The organism is Streptomyces sp. NPDC001056 (genome assembly GCF_053598955.1).
On sequence record NZ_JBSFLI010000005.1, the window covers coordinates 22,333 to 46,278 of the forward strand.

A 23,946-nucleotide genomic window follows, 5' to 3' on the forward strand; every position below is an offset into this window, starting at 1 on the left:
GAGGACACGGCATGGCACTCCAGCGATACCGCGAGCAGTTCGACCACATCCAGCGCTCGATGCCCGACGTCCCGTTGGCCATGGGCCCGGACGACGAGACCCATCTGCTGTACGAGAAGGGAGTCGTCCTCGCCCGCTCCGGGGAGGAGGCCCGCGCCGTCGAGGACGCGGTGCGCGCCCACTTCACCGAGACCCGGGGGCTGCTGCCCGAACACGTGCGCCGCGACGGGCCGGAGACCGGCCGGGGCGGCGTCACCCGCATCCGGGTCGGCGCGCCCGACCTCGGCGACGACCCCGTGCCGCACGCCCTGGGCGCCCTGCGGTCGGCCGAGGAGCGGCACGGACGCCCGCTGGTCGGCCGCAACCACGTGGTGCACATCGCGGTCAACGCCTGCCCCGGCGACGAACCGGTGCCCGTCGCGCGCGCCGGGCAGCCCAACCCGGCCGCCGCCGGGACCGGGCACGACCCGGCGAGCGCCGTCCGCGTCCTGGTGGTCGACACCGGTCTGGTGCACGACCACCACGCCTACCCGCTGCTCGCCCACACCACCGGCGACATCCAGGCGGCCGAGACCGACGGCGGCGGGGTGCTGCGTCAGTACGTCGGCCACGGCACGTTCATCGCGGGCATCCTCGCGGCCGTCGCGCCCAACACCGACATCACCGTCCGCGGCACCCTGAACGACGCGGGTGCCGTACTGGAGTCGGAGTTCGGCGGCCGGCTCTTCGAGGCCGTCGACCGGGGCGGCTGGCCCGACGTGATCAGCCTCTCCGCGGGCAGCCCCGCCGCGGGCCGGCACGGACTGCTCGGCCTGGACGCCTTCATGCGCGAACTGCGCCGGCAGCGCACCCTGCTGGTCGCGGCCGCCGGGAACAACGGCAGCGACATCCCGTTCTGGCCCGCCGCCTACGCGGGCCTGCCCGAGTACGCGGACAGCGTGGTCTCGGTCGGCGCGCTGCGCTCGGACGGCGAGGGTCCCGCGTGCTTCAGCAACCACGGCCGCTGGGTGCGCGTCTTCGCCCCCGGCGAGCGCCTCACCAGCGCCCTCACCGGCTTCGGCACCCCGGTGCCGTACCTCTACCAGCACTCCACCTACGACGACTGCCGGTTCGGCTTCGACTACTCCTGCACCTGCCAGTCCCCGCGCCACACCGGCGAGTTGAGCGAGGGCAGGGAGAGCACCGGGAGCAAGCCGGACCAGGTGATGTTCGACGGGCTCGCGCAGTGGAGCGGCACCTCCTTCGCCACCCCGGTCGCCGCCGGACTCGTCGCCGCCCTGATGACGGCCGAGCGCGAGCGCGACCCGCGTACGGCGGGCGCCCGGCTGTTGGCGGAGGCGACCCACCGCACCGACGTACGCGGGGCGATGGTGCGCGCGCTGCGGCCGCCGACCTGGCGGCCGGTCCCGGTCCCGGCCCCGGCGCTGCCGGCGTGAGCGCCGGAACCCTCCGCTCCACGGCGTACCATGACGAGCCCTATACGAGGGGTGGAGCCGTGGACCGAACAGAGGTCGGCGCGCTCGTCCGGTCCGCCGTCGACGGGGACGCCGCGGCCTGGAAGGCGCTGGTCGAAGGCATGAGCCCGCTGGTGTGGTCGGTGGTGCGCGCGCACCGGCTCTCCGACGCCGACGGGCACGAGGTCTACCAGACCGTGTGGTTCCGCTTCGCCCAGCACCTGGGGCGGATCCGGGAACCCGACAAGACCGGTGCCTGGCTGGCGAGCACGGCCCGGCACGAGTGCCTGAAGGTGATCAAGGGCATGACGCGGCTCACCCTCACGGATGATCCGCAGGTCCTGGACCGGGCCAGCGACGACCGCACGCCGGAACAGACACTGATCGACTCGGAGGAGGCGGCGGACCGGGCCGAGCGGGCCCGTCGGCTGTGGCAGGAGCTGGACGAACTGGGAGCGCGCTGCCGCCAGTTGCTGCGCGTGCTGATCGCCTCGCCGCCGCCCAGCTATGTGGAGATCTCGGCCGCGCTCGGCATCGCGGTCGGCAGCATCGGCCCCCTGCGCCAGCGCTGTCTGCGCCGGCTGCGGGCCCGGATGGATCGACGGGGTGCGGCATGAACAAGGACAACGGATTCCCGTACGACGGGGCGGACGGGGGCGGTGACGGGGCGGAGGACTCCTTCGCGGGGGACGCTCCGCCGGGGGACGCCCTTGCCGAGGGCGTCCTCGCCGAGGACGCCCTCGCGGCCGACGCGCTGCTGGAGGAGGAACTGCGCCAGGCGGCGGCCGTGTTCGACCCCGTCCCCGAGGCGCTGTGCCAACTCGCCCTGGACGCCTACGCCCTGCACGACCTGGACGCGAAGATCGCCGAGCTGACCTTCGACTCGCTGGTGGACGCGCTGCCGGTACGCGGGGCCACGGACGTGCCGCGCATGCTGACGTTCCGCGCGGGCCCGCTCACCGTCGACGTCGAGGTCACCGGGGACGGACTGATCGGGCAGGTGCTGCCGCCCGGGTCGGCGCGGATCGAGGTGCTCGGCGGTCCGGGCGCCGCCCACCCGATCGCCGTCGACACCCTCGGCCGCTTCATCAGCGACACCCCGCCGTCCGGCCCCTTCGCCCTGCGGCTGCGCACCGGCACGGAGGTGATCGTCACCGAGTGGCTGCGGGCCTGACCGGGCGTCGGCTCACCAGGTCACCGGCAGGGTGCGCGGGCCCCGGATCATCGTCTGCTGCCGCCACCGGACCTCTGCCGCGGGCACGGCGAGCCGGAGGCCCGGCAGCCGGTCGAGGAGCGTGTCCACCAGCAGTTCGAGCTGGAGGCGGGCCAGCACCGCGCCGGTGCAGTAGTGGTGGCCGTTGCCGAAGGCGAGGTGCGGGTTGGGGTCCCGGTCCGGCTCGATGCGGTCGGGGTCCGTGAAGACCCGGGAGTCGCGGTTGGCGGTGAGGTAGGAGACGTAGACCGGCTCGCCCGCGGCGATCCGGTGTCCGGCGATCTCCACGTCCTCCAGGGCGATCCGGGCGAGCCCGACCGTGCTGCGGTGCGGGATCCAGCGCAGCAACTCGTCGAACACCGGGCCGCGTTCCGCGGGCCGCGACCGCATCCGCTCCATCAGCTCCGGCCGGGTCAGCATCAGATACAGCATCTGCCCGCAGTTGTGGGTGACCGCCTCGCCGCCGATCTGCAGCGGACCGGCGAGCCCGACGGCCTCCTCCTCGCCGATCTCGCCGCGCGCCACGGCACCGGCGAGCATCGAGTAGACGTCCTCGCCGGCGCTGCGCGCGCGGGCCCGGACGATGTCGGTGATCCAGCCGTACAGACCGTTCTTGGCCCGGTCGGCGGCCTCGGCGCCCCCGCACAGGGAGATGATCTGCCGGGTCCAGGCGTGCACCTGCTCCCGGTCGGTGTCGGGGACGCCCATCACCTCGCTGACGACGTACAGCGGGAACGGTTCGAGCACCCGCTCGACCAGGTCGGCGGGCGGACCCTCGCGGACCATCGCGTCCACCAGCTCGTCCAGGATCTCCTGGGCGCGGGGCCGCAGCCGCTTCATCGCGCCGACCGTGAAGGCGCCGGCGATGGGCTTGCGCAGCCGGTTGTGGTCCGGCTGGTCGGCCCAGGCGAGCGAGCCGGGGCGGGGCGCGAAGTTCGGCGCGAGCCGGGTGACCTGGCCGCGGGCGACCTCCGCGCGGCTGAAGCGCGGGTCGTTGGTGATCAGCTTCACGTGCTCGTAGCGGGTGGCCAGCCAGGCCCAGCCCTCGCCGAACGGCAGCCGTATGCGCGTCAACGGCCCCTCGCGGACCAGCCCCGCGAGCACCGGGTCGAACTCCGTACCGTCCAGGTCGAGCACGGGCCAGTCCCGCACGGGAGGCGGTTCCTGGCCGGTCGGCGCGCTGGTCTCCAAGGTCGTCATGCCCTCCACGATGGGGCGGGGCGCGGCGGGTGTCGTGCCGGATTGCTCCAGGCGGGGAGTGGGACGACGGGGCCACGGCGTGTCGCGCGGCGGCGTCATCGCGAGGCTGCTACGGGGCGTCGCCCGGCGCAGGCAGCGCGGCCCGGTTCCGGTGCGCCGGCCCGGCGTGGTCGCGGCGGGCCCGGCTACAGCGTGTCGACCAGCGCGCCCAGGGCGGCCGCGAGCCGGTCGAGGCCCGGTCCGGCCGGGCCGCCGGGCTCGCTCATGTAGGTGTCCCGCCGGACCTCGATCATCAGGGCCTCGATGCGGGGATCGGTGCCGTAGTGCTCCAGCGGCACGTAGGCCCCGTTGAACGGGCTGTCCACCCCCGTCTCCCCGCAGGGCGAGAACGCCGCGCGGGCGGCGTCGAGCAGCTTCGGCGGGGTGTGGAAGGGGTCGGTGCCCAGGCACACCGGCGGGCGCGGGCCGCCGCCGTGCAGCTCGTAGGGGAGCGCCTTGGCCGGATACGAGTGCACGTCGATCACCACGGCCCGCCCGGTCGCCGCGAGCCGCTCGGCCACGGCCCGGGTCATGGCCTCGGCGTACGGCCGGAAGTACCGCTCCACCAGCGGTCCCGGATCGGTGTCACCGGGCCGCAGCTCCTCCCGGTGCGTGGTCCGCGTGTACACGGCGCCCATGCCGACGGCGAGCATCTCCTCCCGCTCGTCCGGAAACCGCTCCGGGTCCACCACCAACCGCGACAACCGGTTGACGAACCGCCACGGCGCGACCCCCGCGAGCCCCGCCGCCCGCTCGGCCAGATCCGCCGTGTGGGCGTCCGTGAGGTGATCCAGCTCCCGCTCCAGCGCGGCGTCGTCCAGCAGGATCCCGGCGCGCACGTCGCCGGGGATCGCGCGGGCGGAGTGGGGTACGTGCAGCAGCACGGGCGACTCGGGGGCGCCGGGCAGGAGTTCGAAGGCGGGCATCGGCGGCTCCGGGGCGTCGTCGGTGGCGTGGCGCGGGATCAGGTGGGAAGGAACATACAGTCCCGGAGGCGGCCGAGCGGCCGCCGGCCTGTCCGCGCCTCACCGGCTCACCCCTGTGCGGTGACAACGATCAGTTCAGCAACTCCCTCACCAAAGAGCCCACTTGCTCCGTCTCGATCAGGAACCCGTCGTGCCCGTACGGCGATTCCACCACCCTCGCCCGGTCCGCGCCCGGGATCAGCGCGGCCAACCGCTGCTGCTGTGCGAGGGGGTAGAGGCGGTCGGAGTCGACGCCGGCGACCAGGGTGGGGGCGCTGACGCGGGACAGGGCGGAGGGGAGGCCGCCGCGTGAGCGGGCGACGTCGTGCGCGTTCATGGCCTCCGTCAGGACGACGTAGCTCGCCGCGTCGAAGCGGCGCACCAGTTTGGCGGCGTGGTGGTCCAGGTAGGAGTCGACCTGGTAGCGGCCCCCCTGCCAGGGGTTCTCGCAGGCTTGCGGGGCGCGGCCGAAGCGGGTGGCCAGTTCGGGTTCGCTGCGGTAGGTGACGTGGGCGAGGCGGCGGGCGAGGCCGAGGCCGGTGCGGGGGCCGTGGGGGGTGTCGTGGTAGTCACCGCCCTGCCAGTGCGGGTCCGCGCGGATGGCGCGCAGCTGGACGCCCGCCCAGGCGATCTGCTCCGCGCTCGCCGCCGCCGTCGTGGCGAGCAGCAGCAGCGCCCCGGTGCGCTCCGGGTACGACACCGCCCACTCCACCGCCCGCATCCCGCCCATCGAGCCGCCCACCACCAGCGCCCAGCGGTCGATGCCGAGCGCGTCCGCGAGCCCCGCCTCCGCCGCGACCTGGTCGCGTTGGGTGAGGAAGGGGAAGGCGCTGCCCCATGTCCCGCGGCCGTCGGGGCGGGGCGAGGCGGGCCCCGTGCTGCCCTGGCAGCCGCCCAGCACATTGGGGGCCACCACGAACCACCGGTCGGTGTCCAGCGGCCGCCCGGGGCCGACCAGCGGCTCCCACCAGCCGGGCGTGGGGTGCCCGGGGCCGGCCGGGCCGGCGACATGGCTGTCGCCGGTCAGCGCGTGCAGCACCAGCACCGCGTTGGACGCGTCCGGTGCGAGCCGCCCCCACGTCTCGAACGCCAGCCGCAGGCCCGGGAGTTCTCCGCCCGCCTCCAGCCGCAGCGGCCGCGCGGCCGGGTGCCACAGGCGGCGGCCCGGCGGATCGCCCTCCCGCCAGGCCCCCGTGGCCCGCACCTGCCCGGTCGCCGTGACGGCGTTCACCTACGCGCCCTTCGCCGCGCGGAAGCCGGCCTCCAGGTCCGCCTTGAGGTCGGCCAGGTTCTCGATGCCGACCGACAGCCGCACCAGCCCCGGCGTGGTGCCGGTGGCCGACGCCTCCTCCTCGGTGAGCTGGCTGTGCGTGGTGGACGCCGGGTGGATGATCAGACTGCGTACGTCGCCGATGTTGGCGAGATGGCTGAACAGCTCCACCGCGTCCACGAACCGCTTGCCCGCCTCGATGCCGCCGCGCAGCTCGAAGGAGACGATGGCCCCGGCCCCGCGCGGCAGGTACGTCCGCCCGGCCTCGTACCACGGGCTGGACGCGAGGCCGGCGTAGTGGACGGCCGCCACCTCGTCCCGACCCTCCAGCCACTCGGCGAGCGCCTGCGCGTTGGACGTGTGCCGCTCAAGGCGCAGGCTCAGCGTCTCCACGCCCTGGAGCAGCAGGAACGCCGAGTGCGGGGCGAGCGCCGGGCCGAGGTCGCGCAGCAGCTGCACCCGCAGCTTCACCGCGAACGCGCCCGGACCGAGCGCCGGCCAGTAGCGCAGCCCGTGGTAGCTCGGGTCGGGCTCGCTGAAGCCCGGGAACCGGTCCGCGTGCGCGCCGAAGTCGAAGGTGCCGCCGTCCACCACCACACCGGCGATCGCGGTGCCGTGCCCGCCCAGGAACTTGGTCGCGGAGTGCACCACGACGTCCGCGCCGTGCTCGATCGGCCGCAGCAGGTAGGGCGTCGGCACGGTGTTGTCCACGATCAGTGGCACCCCCGCCGCGTGCGCCACGTCCGCGACCGCCCGCACGTCCAGCACGTTGCCGCGCGGGTTGCCGAGCGACTCGGCGAACAGCGCCTTGGTGTTCGGCCGGATCGCCGCCCGCCAGGCCTCCGTGTCGTCCGGGTCGGCCACGAACGACACCTCGATGCCGAGGCGCGCCAGCGTGTGCCGGAAGAGGTTGTACGTGCCGCCGTACAGCGCCGCGCTGGAGACGACGTGGTCGCCGGCGCCCGCCAGGTTCAGGATCGCCAGGGTCTCCGCGGCCTGCCCGGAGGCCAGCGCGACCGCCCCGACCCCGCCTTCCAGCGCGGCGATCCGCTGCTCGAACACGTCCGTGGTGGGGTTGTGGATCCGGGTGTAGATGTTGCCGGGCTCGGCCAGCGAGAACAGGTCGGCCGCGTGCCGGGTGTCCCGGAAGACGAACGAGGTGGTCTGGTAGACGGGCGTGGCCCGCGCGCCGGTCGCGGGGTCGGGGGCGGCCCCCGCGTGGACCTGCTTCGTCTCGAAGGACCAGGCGGCGGTACCGGGCTGCGTGCTCATGGTGCGGGCTCCTCGTGCGCGGGAGGCGGTGACGTGGCACGAGGCAACCACGCGGGATCTTCCACCGACAGGTCTACGCGTGAGGCGACATGAGGACTTCACGGACGACACACGGCCGCAACGCCGCCGACATACGACGCCGCCCCGGCCGGGGATACCGGCCGGGGCGGCGGGTCACTCAGGTGGGCGGCTCCAGGAAGCCGGGGTCACTTGGCGAAGGACGCCAGCGCCTCGTTCCAGGTGGCCGACGGGCGCATCACCGCGTCCGCCTTCTCCAGGTCGACCCGGTAGTAGCCGCCGAGGTCGGCCGGCTTGCCCTGGACGCTGTTCAGCTCGGCCACGATCTTCTGCTCGTCGGCCGCGAGGGTCTCGGCGAGCGGCGCGAAGGCCTTGGCCAGGTCGGCGTCCTCGGTCTGCTTGGCCAGCTCCTGCGCCCAGTACAGGGACAGGTAGAAGTGGCTGCCGCGGTTGTCGATGCCACCGAGGCGACGGGTCGGGGACTTGTCCTCGTTGAGGAAGGTCGCCGTGGCGCGGTCCAGGGTGTCGGCGAGCACCTTGGCACGGGTGTTGCCGGTGGACGTCGCGTACTGCTCCAGGGAGGGCACCAGCGCGAAGAACTCGCCGAGCGAGTCCCAGCGCAGGTAGTTCTCCTTGACCAGCTGCTGGACGTGCTTGGGCGCGGAGCCGCCGGCGCCCGTCTCGAACAGGCCGCCGCCCGCCATCAGCGGGACGACCGACAGCATCTTGGCGCTGGTGCCCAGCTCCAGGATCGGGAACAGGTCGGTCAGGTAGTCGCGCAGCACGTTGCCGGTGACCGAGATGGTGTTCTCGCCGCGGCGGATGCGCTCCACCGACAGCTTGGTGGCCTCGATCGGGGACAGGATACGGATGTCCAGGCCCTCGGTGTCGTGCTCCGGCAGGTACTGCTTCACCTTGGCGATCAGCTGCGCGTCGTGGGCGCGGTTCTCGTCCAGCCAGAACACGGCCGGGTCGCCGGTGGCGCGGGCGCGGGTGACGGCCAGCTTGACCCAGTCGCGGATGGGCGCGTCCTTGGTCTGGCAGGCGCGGAAGATGTCGCCCTGGGCCACGGCCTGCTCAAGCACCACGTTGCCGGCCGCGTCGACCAGGCGGACCGTGCCGTCGACCGGGATCTCGAAGGTCTTGTCGTGGGAGCCGTACTCCTCGGCCTTCTGCGCCATGAGGCCGACGTTCGGCACCGAGCCCATGGTCGAGGGGTCGAAGGCGCCGTGGGCGCGGCAGTCCTCGATCACGGCCTGGTAGACGCCGGAGTAGCTGGAGTCCGGCAGCACCGCGAGGGTGTCGTGCTCCTGGCCGTCGGCGCCCCACATGTGGCCGGAGGTGCGGATCATCGCGGGCATGGAGGCGTCCACGATGACGTCCGAGGGGACGTGCAGGTTGGTGATGCCCTTGTCGGAGTCGACCATGGCCAGCGCCGGGCCCTCGGTCAGCTCCGCGTCGAAGGACGCCTTGATCTCGGCGCCCTCGGGCAGGTTCTCCAGGCCCTTGAAGATGCCGCCGAGGCCGTCGTTCGGGGAGAGGCCGGCCGCCTTGAGCGTCTCGCCGTACTTCGCGAACGTCTTCGGGAAGAAGGCGCGCACCACGTGACCGAAGATGATCGGGTCGGAGACCTTCATCATCGTGGCCTTCAGGTGCACGGAGAACAGCACGCCCTCCTGCTTGGCGCGGGCGACCTGCGCGGTGAGGAACTCGCGCAGCGCGGCGACGCGCAGCACGGCGGCGTCCACGACCTCACCGGCGATGACCGGCAGCGGCGCGCGCAGCTCGGTGGTGGTGCCGTCGGCGCCGACCAGCTCGAAGCGCAGGGTGGTGTCCTCGGCGATCACCGCGGACTTCTCGGTGGTGGCGAAGTCGTTCTCGCTCATGGTCGCCACGTTGGTCTTGGACTCGGAGGTCCAGGCGCCCATGCGGTGCGGGTGGGTCTTGGCGTAGTTCTTCACCGACGCCGGGGCGCGGCGGTCGGAGTTGCCCTCACGCAGCACCGGGTTGACCGCGGAGCCCTTGATCTTGTCGTAGCGGGCGCGGACCTCGCGCTCCTCGTCGGTCTTCGGGTCGTCCGGGTAGTCCGGCAGCGCGTAGCCCTTGCCCTGCAGCTCGGCGACGGCGGCCTTGAGCTGCGGGATGGACGCCGAGATGTTCGGCAGCTTGACGATGTTGGCCGAGGGGGTCTTGGCCAGCTCGCCCAGCTCGGTCAGCGCGTCCGCGACGCGCTGGTCCTCGTTCAGGTACTCCGGGAAGACGGAGATGATGCGCCCGGCCAGCGAGATGTCGCGGGTCTGCACGGGCACGCCGGCCTGCGAGGCGTACGCCCGGACCACCGGCAGGAACGAATGCGTCGCCAGGGCCGGGGCCTCGTCTGTGTACGTGTAGATGATGGTCGAGTCAGTCACCGGGTGCTCCGCTCCACGTCTGCAACATTGCTCGACATCAAGATATCTCGTGCCGGATGCGGGATCGACAGGGGTGGCGCCCGGGGCCGCTGTTTTCCGCCGACCGGCCGCCCGGCTGGTCATTCGCGTTCGCTTGTTTCCCCGGGTCCGTCGGTCAGCTCGTGCTCGATCCAGCGGCAGATCACCTTCACCACGTACAGGTGTTCGGTTCGGTTGAGCCGCCGTCCCTCGGGAATGCCGTGCCAGCGGGACAGACAGCCCCGGCAGCAGGTGGCGGTCGCGTGCTGGGCGACGAAGACGGGATGCCCCCGGTACGGCGTCTGCTTGCCGTCCTTGTGCGGCGCGGCCGGGGCGAGCCGCCTCGCGATCAGGTCGTACGCGTGCCACCGGAGCGTGGCCGGCCCCTGCACCTCCGCGGTGACCCGCTCCCGCCCGCGCAACCGGAACTTCGCCCGGAACGGCTGGCGGGCGATGGCGTCCAGCCGCCGGTCGAGGGGGTGGGGATCGGGCGAAACGGTCATGTCGGTACGAGCATACGGGGCCGGCCATCGCCCGCGGCGTCCGCACCGGGGGTCGTTGCGCCTCCGACCCCTCGGTCACCCGCGGCTCCCCTCCCGGTGGTCCCTCCTCGGCGTCGTCATCCGCGGCCTTCCCTTTGGCGAACATCCGCCGTCTCGGCCCTGGAGATCGCCCTCCGTCACCCGTCTCGGCCCTGGGGATCGCCCCTGCTTCCCGCTCTCGGCCCCGGGGATCGCCCCCGGCCACTCGTCTCGACCCGGGGGACGCCCCGGCTTCCGCCCCCCGGCGACCACCGGTTTCCGCCCCGGGGGCGCTCTGCGTGCCGCCTCGGGATCGTTCGCCCTGTCCGCTCGGTGGTCGCGGTCCGGCTTCGGGGTCGCTCGGTCCGTGTGCGTGCGGCCGGTTCGGTCCTGGTGGTCCCGCGTGGCGTTCGTGTTCGCGGGTGCGCCGGGTTCGCGGCCCGGTTCCCACCGCGGCCGCGGCGGTCACCGCCCCGGTTCCGGGGCGTTCCCCGGTCCCCGCCCCGGGATCGCCCCGGCCCGTGGGCCGCGATCCCCCAGCTTGTGTCCCGCGGCCCCCGTTCCGCGCCTTTGCGACCGGCGCCCGCCTTCCCGCCGTCCCCTACTCCGCGGCCCCCCGCGACACGTCCTCCCCGCTGCGCTGCTGCGGGATCGTGAGCGTTCCCTGCTGGATGGCGACCGTGCGGACGGGGGAGGGGATGCGGATGCCCTCCTCGCGGTACCGGCGGTGCAGGCGCTTGATGAACTCGTGTTTGATGCGGTACTGGTCGCTGAACTCGCCGATGCCGAGGATCACCGTGAAGCCGATGCGGGAGTCGCCGAAGGTGTGGAAGCGGATCGCGGGCTCGTGGTCCGGCAGGGCGCCGCTGACCTCGTGCATGACCTCCGCGACCACCTCGGCGGTCACCCGCTCCACCTGCTCCAGGTCGGAGTCGTAGCTCACGCCCACCTGCACCGGCACCGTGAGCCGCTGCTCGGGCCGGGTGTAGTTGGTCATGTTGGCCTTGGCGAGTTGGCCGTTGGGTATCACCACCAGGTTGTTGGACAGCTGGCGGACCGTCGTCTGGCGCCAGTTGATGTCGACGACGTAGCCCTCCTCGTTGCTGCTCAGCTGGATGTAGTCGCCGGGCTGCACGGTCTTGGAGGCCAGGATGTGGATGCCGGCGAAGAGGTTGGCGAGGGTGTCCTGGAGGGCCAGGGCCACCGCGAGACCGCCGACGCCCAGGGCGGTGAGCAGCGGCGCTATGGAGATCCCGAGGGTCTGGAGCACCACCAGGAAGCCGATGGCCAGGACCAGCACCCGGGTGATGTTGACGAAGATGGTCGCCGAGCCCGCCACACCCGAGCGGGACTGCGTGACCGTGCGCACCAGCCCGGTGATCACCCGGGCCGCGGACAGCGTGGCCACGAAGATCAGCCACACCTCCAGCACCTGGTCGGTGTGGTGCTGCACGGTCTCGCTGAGGGGCAGGACGATCGCCGCCGCCGCCACACCGCTCGCGATCAGCGCCCAGGGCACGATCGAGCGCAGCGCGTCCACGATGACGTCGTCGCCGCTCCAGCGGGTCCGCTTGGCGTGCTTGGCCAGCCAGCGCAGCAGCGAACGGGAGAGGAAGGCGGCCAGCAGGCCCGCCGCGATCGCGATGCCCGCGACCACGGCGTCGTCCAGGGTCAGCGCGCGGTTCACCGGTCACCTCCGCCGCGCAGGGTTCCTGCGGTGTGCCGTCTGTGAGGTCTCGTCACGTTGTCACCTGCTCGATGTGCGGGAGTACGAACGTGCCGGTACCGGAACTCCGGTGACCGGCACGAGCGTTCATCCTGCCGTATCCGGAACGCGCCCTACCACCGGGCCCGGTGAAGCGCCGGGATACGGATCAGATGATGCCCTCGGCGAGTTCGGCCTGGTCGCGGTCGCTCCCGTAGGCCGCCGTCGGGGTGCCGTAGGACCGGCGGGCCACGTACCACCAGACGCTGGCGAGCAGCAGGACCACGCCCAGGGCCACGGCCGCGTAGTTCATCGTGCCGACGGTGACCGGCGACGACTGCGGCAGACAGAACAGGACCGTGACGCACGTCACCCAGGCGACCGCGATCCAGCCGACCGGCCTGCTCCAGCGGCCCAGGTGCCACGGCCCGCGCCGGAACCGGTCGCCCGCCCGCAGCCGCAGCAGCACCGGGATGGCGTAGGCCGGGGTGATGCCGATGACGTTGATGGCGGTCACCGCGTTGTACGCCGTCGCCGAGCACAGCGACGGCAGCGCGAGGACCGCGGCGGCACCGACCGACAGCCATACGGCGGCCACCGGGGTCTGGGTGCGCCCGCTGACCCCGCGCCACAGCCGGGAGCCGGGCAGCGCCCCGTCCCGGCTGAACGCGAACACCATCCGGCTGGCCGCGGCGACCTCGGCGTTCCCGCAGAACAGCTGGCCCACGATCACCATCAGCAGCAGCGCCCTCGCGCCCCCGGTGCCGAGGCCGTCCAGCAGGATCTGCGCGGGCGGCACCCCGGTGGCGGTGGTGCGCGTGGCGTCGTAGTCCTGGATGGCGAAGGTCAGCCCGGCGAGCAGCACGAAGCCGGCCAGCCAGGAGACCCAGATGGCCCGGACGATGCCCTTGGCGGCGGACACCGAGGCGCGCGAGGTCTCCTCGGCCAGGTGGGCGGAGGCGTCGTAGCCGGAGAAGGTGTACTGGGCGAGCAGCAGGCCGATCGCCGCCACGTAGAGCGGGTTCGACCAGCCCGTCTCGTTGACGAACGTGGTGAACACGAAGGACGGCGACCGGTGGTGGTCGGGCACGATCGCGAGCGCGCCGACGATCAGCGCCACGCCCGCCAGGTGCCACCAGACGCTGACCGAGTTGAGCAGGCTGACGACGCGGACGCCGAACAGGTTCAGCACCGCGTGCAGCAGGAGGACGGCGCAGAAGATCAGCATCGTCCGGCCCGGCGTCGGCACGAAGCCCCACTGGAGGTCGGCGAACGCGCCGGCGAACAGGGCGGCGCCGTAGTCGATCCCGGCGATCGCGCCGAGCAGTCCGAGCAGGTTCAGCCAGCCCGTGTACCAGCCCCAGCGGCGCCCGCCGAGCCGGTCGGCCATGTAGTACAGGGCGCCCGAGGTCGGATACGCGCTGGTGACCTCGGCGAGCGCGAGCCCGACGCACAGCACGAAGAGGCCCACGCCCGCCCAGCCCCACAGCATCACGGCGGGGCCGCCGGTGTTCAGGCCGAAGCCGTACAGGGTCATGCAGCCGGACAGGATCGAGATCACCGAGAAGCTGATCGCGAAGTTGCCGAAACCGCCCATGCGGCGGGCCAGTACGGGGCGGTAGCCGAGTTCGCGCAGGCGCCGCTCCTCGTCCTGCTGGGGGAGCCCGGGGACGGGGGACGGGTCGGGGGACATGGGGGACCTCCGGAGGTGGGCGGACCTGGGGGCTCAGGGGGTGGTTCCGGTGCGGGGGCGGGACCCGGCACGGGTTCCTGCGCCGTCGGCCGTGGCGCGGCAGTGGTCGCGGGCCCGCGTGAACACGTCCGCCGCCCGGCCGCCGTCCCGGACGCGGTACAGCCAGGGCGGCGGCGTGAAGTGCGGGCCGATCGCCTCGAACACCCGGTCCGCACAGGCGAATTGACGGGCGCCCCACAGGGCGTGGGCCAGGTGGTTCAGGTCCGGCTGCGCGCGCAGCCCGGGTGGTGCGTGCTCGAACCAGGAGTGCAGCGCGGACCGCGCCTCGCGGAGGGCGTCGTCGGTGGCCCAGTACGTCTCGGGCCGGCCCTCGCGGCGGTGGCGCTCGACGCGGACGTAGAGGGGGAGGAGGTGGAGGGCCGAACCGGGCGGGGCCTGGGCGGCGGCCCAGCAGGCGTAATCGGCGGCTTCGGCATACCGGTGGGGGACCCGCGCGGTCGGTCGCGTACGGCCGGCCCGACCGTCGTCGGCTTCGGCGACGGCTTCCGCGCGGCTGACGGGGGCGTGGGCGGTGGTTCTCGTACGACCGTCCGTGTCGCCGCGCGCGTACAGGAACTGGAGCATCCGGTGGTGGGCCTCGCGGTTGTACGGGTCTCGTTCGGCGGCCGCGGCCAGCAGCCCCCAGGGGCCCGGCACGAGCCCTGGTTCGGGCGGGGCGGCCCGGTGCTCCGCCCACCGCTGCTCCGGGTCCAGCTGGGCCAGGGCGAGCAGGCATATCCAGGGGACGGGGTCGCGCGGCGCGAGCAGGGCGGCGGTCTCGGCGGCGTCCCAGGCCTCGATCCACAGCTCATGGGCCCGCAGGTGCCGTTCGCGGTGTGCCCGCAGCGCCCGCTCCACGCCGATCCGGGCCCGCATCACCGCCGCGTGGATGCTGTCCGGCTCCTCCGCGAGCCAGGCCCGCACCACGTCACTGCCGGCGGCCGCCGCCGCGAGGATCTGGGTGCGCTGGGTCCACCGCCACCACTCGGTGGTCTCCGCGAGCAGCGTGCGCATGGCCATCCAGCGGCCGGTGCGCAGGTCCTGTAACACCGCGCGCAGGGCGTGGTCGGGGCCGGCGGGGTCGTAGCCGGGTCTCGCTCCGTCGCGTGCCATCAGCCGAAGCCCCGGAGCCGGTGACGCACGGACGAGGCGGCGGAGTGAGGTGGCAACAGCCCTCCCCTGGGCGGCGCGTGGCGGTCGGCGGCCACTATAGGGGTGGTGGTTGCGCCTCACCATTGTTGCCAACTCAATAAGCCAGGAAGGTGAGTTGAAAGATCATCGGCCTGCCCCGGGTCGGCTTGACGCCGGATGCGCGCGGCGGCAGGCCGACGCGGTGATCTCCGGTGCGGCGCGCGGGAGGGCGCGGATGACGGGGCCGACGCGATGACAGGGCCGGTGCGACGAGGGAGCGCGGTGCGATGCGGGGGACCCGCGTGACGGCGGGGCCGGTGCTCGCCGTCGACCGGGGCACCTCCGGCACCAAGGCCCTCGTGGTCTGCCCGGAGCGGGGCGTCCTCGGCACCGGGTACGCCGAGGTCCACCCGAGTCACCGGCCCGGTGGGCTGGTGGAGGCGGACCCGGACGAGCTGTACGACTCCGTGTTCGCCGCCGGCCGGAGCGCGCTCGCCGAGGCCGGGGAGCGCGTCGCGGCCCTGGGTCTCGCCAACCAGGGCGAGACCGTCCTCGCCCGGGACCCCGCGACGGGCCGGCCGCTCACCGGCGCCCTGATCCGGCAGGACCGCCGCGCCGAGTCCGCCGCGCCGGACTCCGCGACCACGCCGACGAGTTGCGGCACCTCACCGGCCTGCCGCCGGACCCCTGTTCCGCCGCGCCCAAGATGGCCTGGATTCGCCGCCACCTCGCCCGCGAGGGCGTCGTCACCACCTCCGACTCCTGGCTGGTGCACCGCCTCACCGGCGCCTTCGTCACCGACGCCGCCACAGCCGGGCGCACCCAGCTCCTCGACCTCGACCGTGTCCGGTGGTCGTCCCGCGCCCCCGACCTCTACGGCCTCACCGGAGAACGCCTGCCGGAGATCACCGATGTCGCCCAACCCATCGGCAGCACGCGGGAGTTCGGCTACGACATCCCCCTCACAGGACTGATCACGGACCGGCGGGCCGCCCTGCTCGCCCAGCGCGTCACCGCCCCCGGCGCCGCCAAGTGCACCTACGGCACAGCCGCGTTCCTGCTCGCCCGCACCGGCGAACTCCCCCGACGCGGCGGCTCCGGACTGGTCAGCTGCGTGGCCTGGCGGCTCGCCGGAACCACCAGTTACTGCCTGGACGGCCAGGTCTGCACGGCCGCCACCAGTTACTGCCTGGACGGCCAGGTCTGTGCCGCCTCCGCCGTGCGCCGGCTCGCCGACCTCGGCGCCATCGGCTCCGCCGCCGACCTCGACCCGGTCGGCGGCACCGTCCCCGACAGCGGCGGCGTCACCTTCGTGCCCGTCCTCGCCGGGATCGCCGCCCCCTGGTGGCGCGGCGATCTGCGCGGTTCCCTCACCGGGCTCGGCCTCGGCACCACGCGGGGCCGTCTGGTGCGCGCCCTGTGCGAGGGCATCGCCGCCGGGGTACCGCGCCCGCCTCGGCCCCGGCACCGTGCCTTTGCACCGCACCCTGACGCTCGGTGCGCGCCGGCACGAGCGTGTGGACCCCGAGGGCGGGGAGGTGCGGGTGAGCGTCGGCTGAGGCGGGCGTTGTCGGTGCCGTGTGCGACAGTTCCGATGTGACTGAGATCAACACATCGGCGTCCGTCGCGCTGTCCGGCCTCGACACCGTCGACTGGTCCGCGCTGACGCATGCCTACGGGCCCGCCGAGGACGTGCCCGGCCTGCTGCTGGCCCGCTGCTCCGAGGACCCGGAGGAGCGGGCGGCGGCCCTGGACGCGCTGTACGGCAACATCTTCCACCAGGGCAGCCGGTACCCGGCCACGGCCGTCGCGGTGCCGTTCCTGGCGCGCATGGCGGCGGATCCCGCGCTGCCCGGCCGGGCCGAGCACCTGGAGCTGCTGGCCGCGCTCGCCATCGGCTACGACGAGGCCCATCTGCCCGGCGGCCTCGCGGTCGCCGACTGGCGGGCCGACGCCGAGAAGGTCCGCGCGCAGGACCCCGAGGCGATACGCGCCGAGTACGACGCCTGGGTGGAGGCGGCGACCGACGAGAAGGACCGGCGGCTGCGGGCGTTGCGCCGCGACATGTACGACCATGGCCGCCAACAGGAGGCCATGGCGGCGGAGCTGGGCGCCTACGACGCGGTGCGCGGCGAGCTGCCCGCGCTGCTGCCGCTGTTGCGCGATCGCGAGGCGGCCGTCCGGGCGGGCGCGGCCTATCTGCTGGCGTGGTTCCCGGAGGCGGCCGGGGAGAGTCTGCCGTGCCTGGTGCCGCTGCTGGACGAGGAGCGCGAGCCCGTGGTCCTGGCCACCCTGCTGGTGACCGCCGGGCTGCTCGGCGACGGCGAGCCGAGTACTGAACTCACGGTCAGAATACGGGAGTTCCTCGCCACCGAGGAGCCGGTGGTGCGATGGGCGGCGGCCACCGCGCTGGCCCGCCTCGGCGGCGAGGGCGTGGAGGCGGCGGTGAGCGCCGAGGTGCTGGCCGAACTGGTCGCCGCGGCCGAGGAGCCGGGGTCCGACGCGCCCCGGGTGCTGTTCCACGAGGGCGACCTGCGCGGATACTCCGCCGCCTCCCTCACCCTGCTCGCCGGCCGGTTCCCCGCACAGGCCCTGGACGCGGTGACCGACGGGCTCGCCGCCACCAGCGGCCCGGCGAGCTTCCCCGTCGCCACGGCCGCGCTGCGGCTGGCCTTCGGCGAACCGGGGCCGGACGGTCCCGGCGCCTTCACGGAGCTGACCGAGCCCCAGCGCCGCCTGGTCCGGGTCCTCGCCGACCTCGACAAGGCCACCTGGCAGTGGGCGAACCTCTGGGGCATCGTCCGCTCCTGGGGCCTGCCCACTCCGCGCGACGCGCTGCGCGCCTATGCCGGGCTGCCCGAGGCGTGACCCCGCGGGGCGTACTCGTGTACGCCCTGCTCACATGAACGAGCCGTGCCGCCCCGCGCCCGAGGAGAACCGGGCGGCGCCCTCCGCGCCCTCGGCCAACACACCCATCCCATGGCGGAGTTCACCACGCATCGCGCCCGCCTCGTCCAGCCCCTCCTGGTCGAGCACCGAGGCGCGGTCGCTGCGCAGACACGCCTGCGGGAACCGGGCGATCCCGGCGGCCAGCGCCTCCGCCTCGGCGCGGGCGGTGCCGACCGGCACCACGCGGTTCGCGAGTCCCATCGCGTACGCCTCCGGGGCCGGAACGGGACGGCCGGTCAGGATCAGGTCCATGGCCCGGCTCGTGCCGATCAGCCGGGGCAGTCGTACGGTCCCGCCGTCGATCAGCGGCACCCCCCAGCGGCGGCAGAACACGCCGAACACCGCGTCCTCCTCCGCCACCCGCAGATCGCACCACAGGGCCAGTTCCAGGCCGCCCGCCACCGCGTGCCCGGCGACGGCGGCGATCACCGGCTTGGACAGCCGCAGCCGGGTCGGCCCCATCGGCCCGTCGCCGTCCTCGGCCACCCGGTTGCCCCGCTCGGCGCCGATCGCCTTCAGGTCGGCCCCCGCGCAGAACGTGCCCCCCTCGCCCCACAGCACGGCCACCCGGGCGTTCTCGTCCGCCTCGAACTCCCGGAAGGCCGCGGCGAGTTCGGCGGCCGTCGGGCCGTCCACGGCGTTGCGGGCCCCGGGCCGGGACAGCACGACGGTGGTGACGTACTCCTTGCGCTCCACACGGACCGGCACGACGGGACTCCCTCTCCAGGCGGCTGGGAGGCCACTCTGCCTCAGATGACCTTCAGCCGCACCAGTGCCCCCAGGGTCAACGCCCCCGGCAGCAGCGGTGCCCAGACGGTGATGATCCGGTAGGCCAGCACCACCGCCGTGGCCGGCGCCGCCGGGCCGCCCACCGCGACCAGGGCCACGATCAGCGCCGCCTCGACCGAACCGAGCCCGCCCGGAGTGGGCACCAGGGCCACCGCGACCGTCGCCGCGAGATAGGCGAGCGCCATGTGGGCGGGCGGTACCGGCAGCCGCAGCGCCCGGCCGACCGCGGCGAGCCCGGCCGCCTGGAGCGCGGGAAAGGCCAGCGAACCGCCCCACAGGGCCAGGGCGCGCAGCGGCCGGGTGTGTACCGAGCGTGCCTCGCCCAGGGCGTCCCGGACGAACGCGGAGACGCGGGTGCGCAGCGGTCGTACCAGCGCCCCGGCGCCCGCCATCGCCACCAGCAGCCCGGCCGCGCCCAGCAGCAGCGGCAGCGTCGAACCGTCCGGCAGCAGCGGACCGAGTCGCAGCGCGTCCGGGAAGGCGAGCAGCAGGACGGCCAGCAGACCGAGCCGGCCCGCGCTCTCCGCGAGCAGGTACAGCGCGAGCGCGGCCGAGGAGCGGGCCGGCGGCACCCCGCACACGGTCATGAAACGCAGGTTCACCGCGCCCGCGCCGAGCCCGGTGGGCAGCAGGTGGTTGGCCGACGCGGCCGCGAACTGGGCGGCCAGCAGCCGCACCTTGGGCAGCGGCTGGACCACCGCGCCCTGCCGGGTGACGGCCGCCGCCACCCAGGTCAGACAGGTGGCCCCGGCCGCCGCGAGCAGCCAGGGCCAGGACGCGGTGCGCAGTTGGCCGAAGCCCTCGGCGAGCAGCGAGCGGTTGCGTACGGCGGCCACGCCGAACAGCAGCAGCGGCAGCAGGCACAGCACCTGGCGGACGGGCACGCGACGGGGGAGTCGTACCCGGGGGAGCGGGGGAGTGGGGACGGCAGTCACATCAGCAGAGGGTCTCGGCGCCGCCCCAACGGCGGGTGGCGTCGTCCCGGACGGCGGCTTACAGGGAGTGGTCATCGGGGTCATGAGGGTCACGGGTTCGACGGGACGCCCTGGTTCCGGGGCGCCGGAGCGGGGAAAAAGCCTCGACATTGACCTCAACGAAGCTTGAGGTTCTACGTTCTCTTCATGAGCATGGAGACCACCGCATGGACGCAGCTGCACAGCGTGATGAACGCGCAGTCGGACCGCCGTCCCCTCGCCCGCGCCACGCTGCGCCGCATCGCCGCCTTCGCCCGCCCGCACCGCGCGGGCATCATCCGCTTCGTCCTGCTCGGGGTGGTGACCGCGCTGCTCGCCGTGGCGACCCCGGTGCTCGCCGGGCGGGTCGTCGACGCCATCGTGTCGGGGCACGACTCCGGCACCGTGGTCCGCCTGTCCCTGCTGATCGCCCTGGTCGCCCTCGCCGAGGCCGGGCTCGGCATCCTGGGCCGGCGGCTGTCCTCGACGCTCGGCGAGGGACTCATCCTCGACCTCAGAACGGCCGTGTTCGACCACGTCCAGCGCATGCCCGTCGCCTTCTTCACCCGCACGCGCACGGGAGCGCTGGTCAGCCGGCTCAACAACGACGTGATCGGCGCCCAGCGGGCCTTCGCCAACACCCTGTCCGGCGTGGTGACCAACCTGGTCACCCTGCTGCTCACGCTCGCCGTGATGCTCACCCTGTCCTGGCAGATCACCCTGCTCGCGCTGGTACTGCTGCCCGTCTTCGTGCTGCCCGCGCGCCGGATGGGCAGCAGGATGGCCCGGATGCAGCGGGAGGCGGCGGCGCTGAACGCGGCCATGGGCACCCGGATGACCGAGCGGTTCTCGGCGCCCGGCGCCACCCTGGTCAAGCTGTTCGGCCGTCCCGAGGAGGAGTCGGCGGAGTTCGCCGTGCGCGCCGCCCGGGTCCGGGACATCGGGGTGCGCACCGCCACCGCCCAGTCGGTGTTCATCACCTCCCTCACCCTGGTCTCCGCCCTCGCGCTGGCCCTCGTCTACGGCCTCGGCGGCTGGTTCGCGCTGCACGGCACCCTCCAGGCCGGCGCGGTCGTCTCGCTGGCGCTGCTGCTGACCCGGCTCTACGCCCCGCTCACCGCGCTCGCCGGGGCGCGGGTGGAGGTGATGAGCGCGCTCGTCAGCTTCGAGCGGGTCTTCGAGGTGCTCGACCTGAAGCCGCTGATCGCGGAGAAGCCGGACGCGGCCGAGGTCCCGCGGGGCCCGGTGGCCGTCGAGTTCGACGGCGTCCACTTCTCCTACCCGGCCGCCGACCAGGTCTCCCTCGCCTCCCTCGAAGAGGTCGCCGCCCTCGACACCCGCGGCGGCACCGAGGTCCTGCACGGCATCTCCTTCCGCGCCGAACCCGGCCAGACCGTCGCCCTGGTCGGCTCCTCCGGGGCCGGGAAGTCCACCATCGCGCAGTTGCTGCCGCGCCTGTACGACGTCGACGCGGGCGCCGTCCGGGTCGGCGGGGTGGACGTCCGCGACGTGACGGCGGCCTCGCTGCGGGCCACCCTCGGCATGGTCACCCAGGACGGCCACCTCTTCCACGACACCGTCCGCGCCAACCTGCTGCTGGCCCGCCCGGACGCCGGTGACGAGGAGCTGTGGGACGCCCTCGGCCGCGCCCGCCTCGCCGAGGTCGTACGGTCCCTGCCGGACGGCCTCGACACGGTCGTCGGCGAGCGCGGCTACCGGCTGTCCGGCGGCGAGCGCCAGCGGATGACCATCGCCCGGCTGCTGCTGGCCCGCCAGCGCGTCGTCATCCTCGACGAGGCCACGGCCCACCTGGACAACACCTCCGAGGCGGCCGTCCAGGAGGCCCTCACCGAGGCTCTGGAGGGCCGCACCGCCGTGGTCATCGCCCACCGCCTGTCGACCGTCCGCGCCGCCGACCAGATCCTCGTGATCGAGTCCGGCCGGATCGCGGAGCGGGGCACGCACGACGAACTGCTGGCGGCGGGCGGGCGGTACGCCGAGCTGTACCGGACGCAGTTCGCGCAGCGGGACGGGGAAGACGCGAAGGTGGGGGTGGTCTGAGGGGGAGAGGACGGGGGTCGCGGCGGGGCGGGTGAGGCCGGGACGGGGCACCGTGGTGGAGCGGCCGGAGGAGGGGCCGGGCCTTTTCGGAGCGGGGGACCGGTGGCCCGGCCGGGCCGCGGGTGCGCCGCCGAGGTCATGCCGGGCGGCCTGCCGGACCTCCCTCGCCACCCTCTTCGGCCCTCTTCGACGAGCCGGGCCGCCGCGCCCGCACCACCGGCAAGGGTGCGGCGGCCGGCCGCCCCCGTCGGCGGAACGCATGCCGCGCCGGCCTCGCTCTGCCGCGCCCCGTCCGCCCCCGCGAGACCGGCGGCAGTACGACGGCCCCGGCGCGCGCACCACGCGAGGCGGCACGCGGCAGCAGGCCGTCGGCGCGCGCGCCGCCCGCGCTCCCCGCGCACGGACCGCCGGACGCGAGGCGCCGGAAGGCCGGACACCAGGGAAGACCCAGCCCCCGGCCGCGTCCGGAACCGGCCGGCCACCCACCCGCGGTCCGCCGTCCGGCGTCCGCGCCGAGCGCGGGGCCGGTAGGCCGTCGCCCGGTCCTTCCGGCCCCGCGCCCCCACCGGGGCCATGACAGCCGGGGCGAGACCCGATCCGCCGGTTCCCCGGACGCGGAGCGCACGTGTGAGCCCCGCGAACCTGGATACGCGGAGCGCACGGCACCACGGTCCGTCCGGAAGGCTCTCATGCCATGACCAGCGAGAACGCGCCCGCCCCGGGATCGGAGATCACCCTGAGGGTGAACGGCGAGCCGCACACCCTGCACGTCGACCACCGCCGCGTCCTCCTGGACCTGCTCCGCGAGGACCTCGGGCTCACCGGCGCCAAGAAGGGCTGCGACCACGGCCAGTGCGGGGCCTGCACCGTGCTGGCCGGCGGGCGCCGCCTCAACAGCTGTCTGCTGCTGGCGGTGACCCTGGACGGCGCCGAGGTCACCACCGTGGAGGGCCTGGGCGGCGACGGCGAGGAACCGCACCCGCTCCAGCGGGCCTTCCTCGACCGCGACGCCTTCCAGTGCGGCTACTGCACCCCGGGCCAGCTCTGCTCCGCCGTCGGCATGCTCGCCGAGGCAGCCGCCGGGCACCCCTCCCACGTCACGGACCCCGCGGCCCCCTCCGGCCGGCCCGTCCCGCTGGACCGGCCCGAGATCCGCGAGCGCATGAGCGGCAACCTGTGCCGCTGCGGCGCCTATCCGGGCATCGTCGAGGCGGTGGAGGACGTGATCCGGTGAACGGCTTCGGATACCTGAGGCCCGCCACGCTCCAGGAGGCCGCCGAGGCGTACGCCGCCCACCCCGGTGCCCGCTACCTGGCCGGCGGCACCAACCTGGTCGACCTGCTGAAGCTCGGCGTCGAGAGCCCGGCCTTCCTCGTGGACATCGGCCGACTGCCCCTGGACGGCGTCGAGGAGCTGCCCGACGGCTCCCTGCGGGCCGGCGCGACGGTCCGCAACAGCGACCTCGCCGCCGACCCGCGCGTGCGCGACCGCTACCCGGCGCTGTCCCAGGCCCTCCTCGCGGGTGCCTCGGGCCAGCTCCGCAACGCCGCCACCACCGGCGGCAACCTCCTCCAGCGCACCCGCTGCCCCTACTTCCAGGACGTCGACAAACCCTGCAACAAGCGCGACCCCGGCAGCGGCTGCGGCGCCCTGGAGGGCGTCCACCGCGACCACGCGGTCCTCGGCCACTCGGAGCAGTGCATCGCCACCCACCCGTCCGACATGGCCGTCGCCCTCGCCGCGCTGGACGCCCGGGTCGAGCTGTACGGCACCGACGGCACCCGCAGCGTGCCCGTGGCCGACTTCCACCGGCTGCCCGGCGAACACCCCGAGCGGGACACCGAGATCCGCCCCGGCGAGATCATCACCGGCGTGCTCCTGCCGACCGCGACCGCCGGGATGCCCTCCGCCTACCGCAAGGCCGGGGACCGGGCGTCGTACGCCTTCGCCCTCGCCTCCGTGGCCGTCGTGCTGCGGCTCGCGGACAGCGCGATCGAGCACGTGGGCCTCGCCTTCGGCGGGCTCGCGCACAAGCCCTGGCGGGCCCGCCGAGCCGAGGAGGCCCTGCGCGGCGCCGCGCCCACCCCCGCCGCCCTCGAACGCGCCGTCGACCTCGAACTCGCCGAGGCCCGGCCGCTGGGCGAGAACGCCTTCAAGGTGCGCCTCGCCCGCAACCTCGCCCTCGACGTCCTCGGCCGCCTCACCTCGGCCCCCGCCGTGGTCTGACCCCGCACGTCCGTGCCCG

At 74.2% G+C, this 23,946-nt stretch carries 18 protein-coding genes and 1 pseudogene; 8 read left to right on the forward strand and 11 right to left on the reverse strand.

The annotated features are described in order from the left end of the window. Positions 1–11: 11 nt before the first annotated feature. The 3 genes from ACWDD7_RS07955 to ACWDD7_RS07965 are packed head-to-tail and all read left to right on the forward strand — an operon-like array spanning position 12 to position 2,628. A complete protein-coding gene (locus ACWDD7_RS07955; protein WP_450456749.1) occupies positions 12–1,436 on the forward strand; it encodes a S8 family peptidase in 1,425 nt (474 codons plus the stop codon). Positions 1,437–1,495: 59 nt separating this feature from the next. Then, a complete protein-coding gene (locus ACWDD7_RS07960; RefSeq protein ID WP_351873620.1) occupies positions 1,496–2,071 on the forward strand; it encodes an RNA polymerase sigma factor in 576 nt (191 codons plus the stop codon). Beyond that, complete coding sequence (locus tag ACWDD7_RS07965) at positions 2,068–2,628, forward strand: hypothetical protein (RefSeq protein WP_351873623.1); 561 nt, start codon at positions 2,068–2,070, stop codon at positions 2,626–2,628. The genes ACWDD7_RS07960 and ACWDD7_RS07965 overlap by 4 nt, the downstream gene beginning before the upstream one ends. 12 nt (positions 2,629–2,640) lie before the next feature. Here ACWDD7_RS07965 and ACWDD7_RS07970 read toward each other — a convergent pair whose 3' ends face one another. From ACWDD7_RS07970 to ACWDD7_RS08010, 9 genes are all read right to left on the reverse strand, one after another. Further along, positions 2,641–3,867: a cytochrome P450 gene (locus tag ACWDD7_RS07970; RefSeq protein ID WP_450456750.1), complete on the reverse strand. Its 1,227-nt coding sequence runs from the start codon at positions 3,865–3,867 to the stop codon at positions 2,641–2,643. Positions 3,868–4,052: 185 nt separating this feature from the next. Beyond that, positions 4,053–4,832 carry an N-formylglutamate amidohydrolase gene (locus ACWDD7_RS07975; RefSeq protein WP_450456751.1) on the reverse strand — a complete coding sequence of 260 codons (780 nt, stop codon included), beginning with the start codon at positions 4,830–4,832 and terminating at the stop codon, positions 4,053–4,055. A gap of 130 nt (positions 4,833–4,962) precedes the next feature. Further along, complete coding sequence (gene metX / locus ACWDD7_RS07980; protein ID WP_450456752.1) at positions 4,963–6,102, reverse strand: homoserine O-acetyltransferase MetX; 1,140 nt, start codon at positions 6,100–6,102, stop codon at positions 4,963–4,965. Then, complete coding sequence (locus tag ACWDD7_RS07985) at positions 6,103–7,413, reverse strand: bifunctional o-acetylhomoserine/o-acetylserine sulfhydrylase (RefSeq protein ID WP_351873635.1); 1,311 nt, start codon at positions 7,411–7,413, stop codon at positions 6,103–6,105. It lies immediately after the preceding gene. Between the two features lie 206 nt (positions 7,414–7,619). Next, positions 7,620–9,842, reverse strand: a complete 2,223-nt coding sequence (locus tag ACWDD7_RS07990; RefSeq protein ID WP_351873637.1) for an NADP-dependent isocitrate dehydrogenase — start codon at positions 9,840–9,842, stop codon at positions 7,620–7,622. Between the two features lie 119 nt (positions 9,843–9,961). Continuing rightward, on the reverse strand, positions 9,962–10,363 hold the full coding sequence (locus ACWDD7_RS07995; protein WP_450456753.1) for a DUF4186 domain-containing protein: 402 nt from the start codon (positions 10,361–10,363) through the stop codon (positions 9,962–9,964). Between the two features lie 619 nt (positions 10,364–10,982). Then, on the reverse strand, positions 10,983–12,068 hold the full coding sequence (locus tag ACWDD7_RS08000; RefSeq protein ID WP_450456754.1) for a mechanosensitive ion channel family protein: 1,086 nt from the start codon (positions 12,066–12,068) through the stop codon (positions 10,983–10,985). Positions 12,069–12,255: 187 nt separating this feature from the next. Continuing rightward, a complete protein-coding gene (locus ACWDD7_RS08005; protein WP_450456755.1) occupies positions 12,256–13,779 on the reverse strand; it encodes an amino acid permease in 1,524 nt (507 codons plus the stop codon). Between the two features lie 33 nt (positions 13,780–13,812). Next, the gene (locus ACWDD7_RS08010) at positions 13,813–14,931 is read right to left on the reverse strand and encodes a hypothetical protein (RefSeq protein WP_450456756.1); all 1,119 of its coding nucleotides are present in this window, start codon (positions 14,929–14,931) and stop codon (positions 13,813–13,815) included. A 305-nt stretch (positions 14,932–15,236) separates the two neighbouring features. Between ACWDD7_RS08010 and ACWDD7_RS08015 the strand changes: the two are divergent. Together ACWDD7_RS08015 and ACWDD7_RS08020 are read left to right on the forward strand one after the other, a co-directional pair. Then, a pseudogene (locus tag ACWDD7_RS08015) lies at positions 15,237–16,393 on the forward strand (FGGY family carbohydrate kinase); the annotation flags it as partial. A gap of 152 nt (positions 16,394–16,545) precedes the next feature. Further along, positions 16,546–17,817, forward strand: a complete 1,272-nt coding sequence (locus ACWDD7_RS08020; RefSeq protein WP_450456757.1) for a HEAT repeat domain-containing protein — start codon at positions 16,546–16,548, stop codon at positions 17,815–17,817. 30 nt (positions 17,818–17,847) lie between these two features. On the opposite strand, the gene ACWDD7_RS08025 is transcribed toward ACWDD7_RS08020, so the two are convergent. Together ACWDD7_RS08025 and ACWDD7_RS08030 are read right to left on the reverse strand one after the other, a co-directional pair. Further along, positions 17,848–18,606, reverse strand: a complete 759-nt coding sequence (locus ACWDD7_RS08025; protein ID WP_450456758.1) for a crotonase/enoyl-CoA hydratase family protein — start codon at positions 18,604–18,606, stop codon at positions 17,848–17,850. 41 nt (positions 18,607–18,647) lie between these two features. After that, the gene (locus ACWDD7_RS08030) at positions 18,648–19,622 is read right to left on the reverse strand and encodes a lysylphosphatidylglycerol synthase transmembrane domain-containing protein (RefSeq protein ID WP_450456759.1); all 975 of its coding nucleotides are present in this window, start codon (positions 19,620–19,622) and stop codon (positions 18,648–18,650) included. A gap of 192 nt (positions 19,623–19,814) precedes the next feature. Between ACWDD7_RS08030 and ACWDD7_RS08035 the strand changes: the two genes are divergently transcribed. The 3 genes from ACWDD7_RS08035 to ACWDD7_RS08045 all read left to right on the forward strand — a co-directional run bounded on the left by ACWDD7_RS08035 (position 19,815) and on the right by ACWDD7_RS08045 (position 23,927). Further along, positions 19,815–21,701: an ABC transporter ATP-binding protein gene (locus ACWDD7_RS08035; RefSeq protein ID WP_450456906.1), complete on the forward strand. Its 1,887-nt coding sequence runs from the start codon at positions 19,815–19,817 to the stop codon at positions 21,699–21,701. Positions 21,702–22,395: 694 nt separating this feature from the next. Then, positions 22,396–22,935: a (2Fe-2S)-binding protein gene (locus ACWDD7_RS08040; RefSeq protein WP_412822921.1), complete on the forward strand. Its 540-nt coding sequence runs from the start codon at positions 22,396–22,398 to the stop codon at positions 22,933–22,935. Next, complete coding sequence (locus ACWDD7_RS08045) at positions 22,932–23,927, forward strand: FAD binding domain-containing protein (RefSeq protein ID WP_450456760.1); 996 nt, start codon at positions 22,932–22,934, stop codon at positions 23,925–23,927. Before ACWDD7_RS08040 ends, ACWDD7_RS08045 begins: the two co-directional genes overlap by 4 nt. The last annotated feature ends 19 nt before the right edge of the window (positions 23,928–23,946 follow it).

Bases quoted from the DNA above. Each gene is read 5' to 3' on its own strand.
- ACWDD7_RS07955 (WP_450456749.1), top strand. From the start codon at position 12: ATGGCACTCCAGCGATACCGCGAGCAGTTCGACCACATCCAGCGCTCG.
- ACWDD7_RS07965 (WP_351873623.1), top strand. From the start codon at position 2,068: ATGAACAAGGACAACGGATTCCCGTACGACGGGGCGGACGGGGGCGGT.
- ACWDD7_RS07970 (WP_450456750.1), bottom strand. From the start codon at position 3,867: ATGACGACCTTGGAGACCAGCGCGCCGACCGGCCAGGAACCGCCTCCC.
- ACWDD7_RS07975 (WP_450456751.1), bottom strand. From the start codon at position 4,832: ATGCCCGCCTTCGAACTCCTGCCCGGCGCCCCCGAGTCGCCCGTGCTG.
- ACWDD7_RS07985 (WP_351873635.1), bottom strand. From the start codon at position 7,413: ATGAGCACGCAGCCCGGTACCGCCGCCTGGTCCTTCGAGACGAAGCAG.
- ACWDD7_RS07995 (WP_450456753.1), bottom strand. From the start codon at position 10,363: ATGACCGTTTCGCCCGATCCCCACCCCCTCGACCGGCGGCTGGACGCC.
- ACWDD7_RS08005 (WP_450456755.1), bottom strand. From the start codon at position 13,779: ATGTCCCCCGACCCGTCCCCCGTCCCCGGGCTCCCCCAGCAGGACGAG.
- ACWDD7_RS08010 (WP_450456756.1), bottom strand. From the start codon at position 14,931: ATGGCACGCGACGGAGCGAGACCCGGCTACGACCCCGCCGGCCCCGAC.
- ACWDD7_RS08035 (WP_450456906.1), top strand. From the start codon at position 19,815: ATGGAGACCACCGCATGGACGCAGCTGCACAGCGTGATGAACGCGCAG.
- ACWDD7_RS08040 (WP_412822921.1), top strand. From the start codon at position 22,396: ATGACCAGCGAGAACGCGCCCGCCCCGGGATCGGAGATCACCCTGAGG.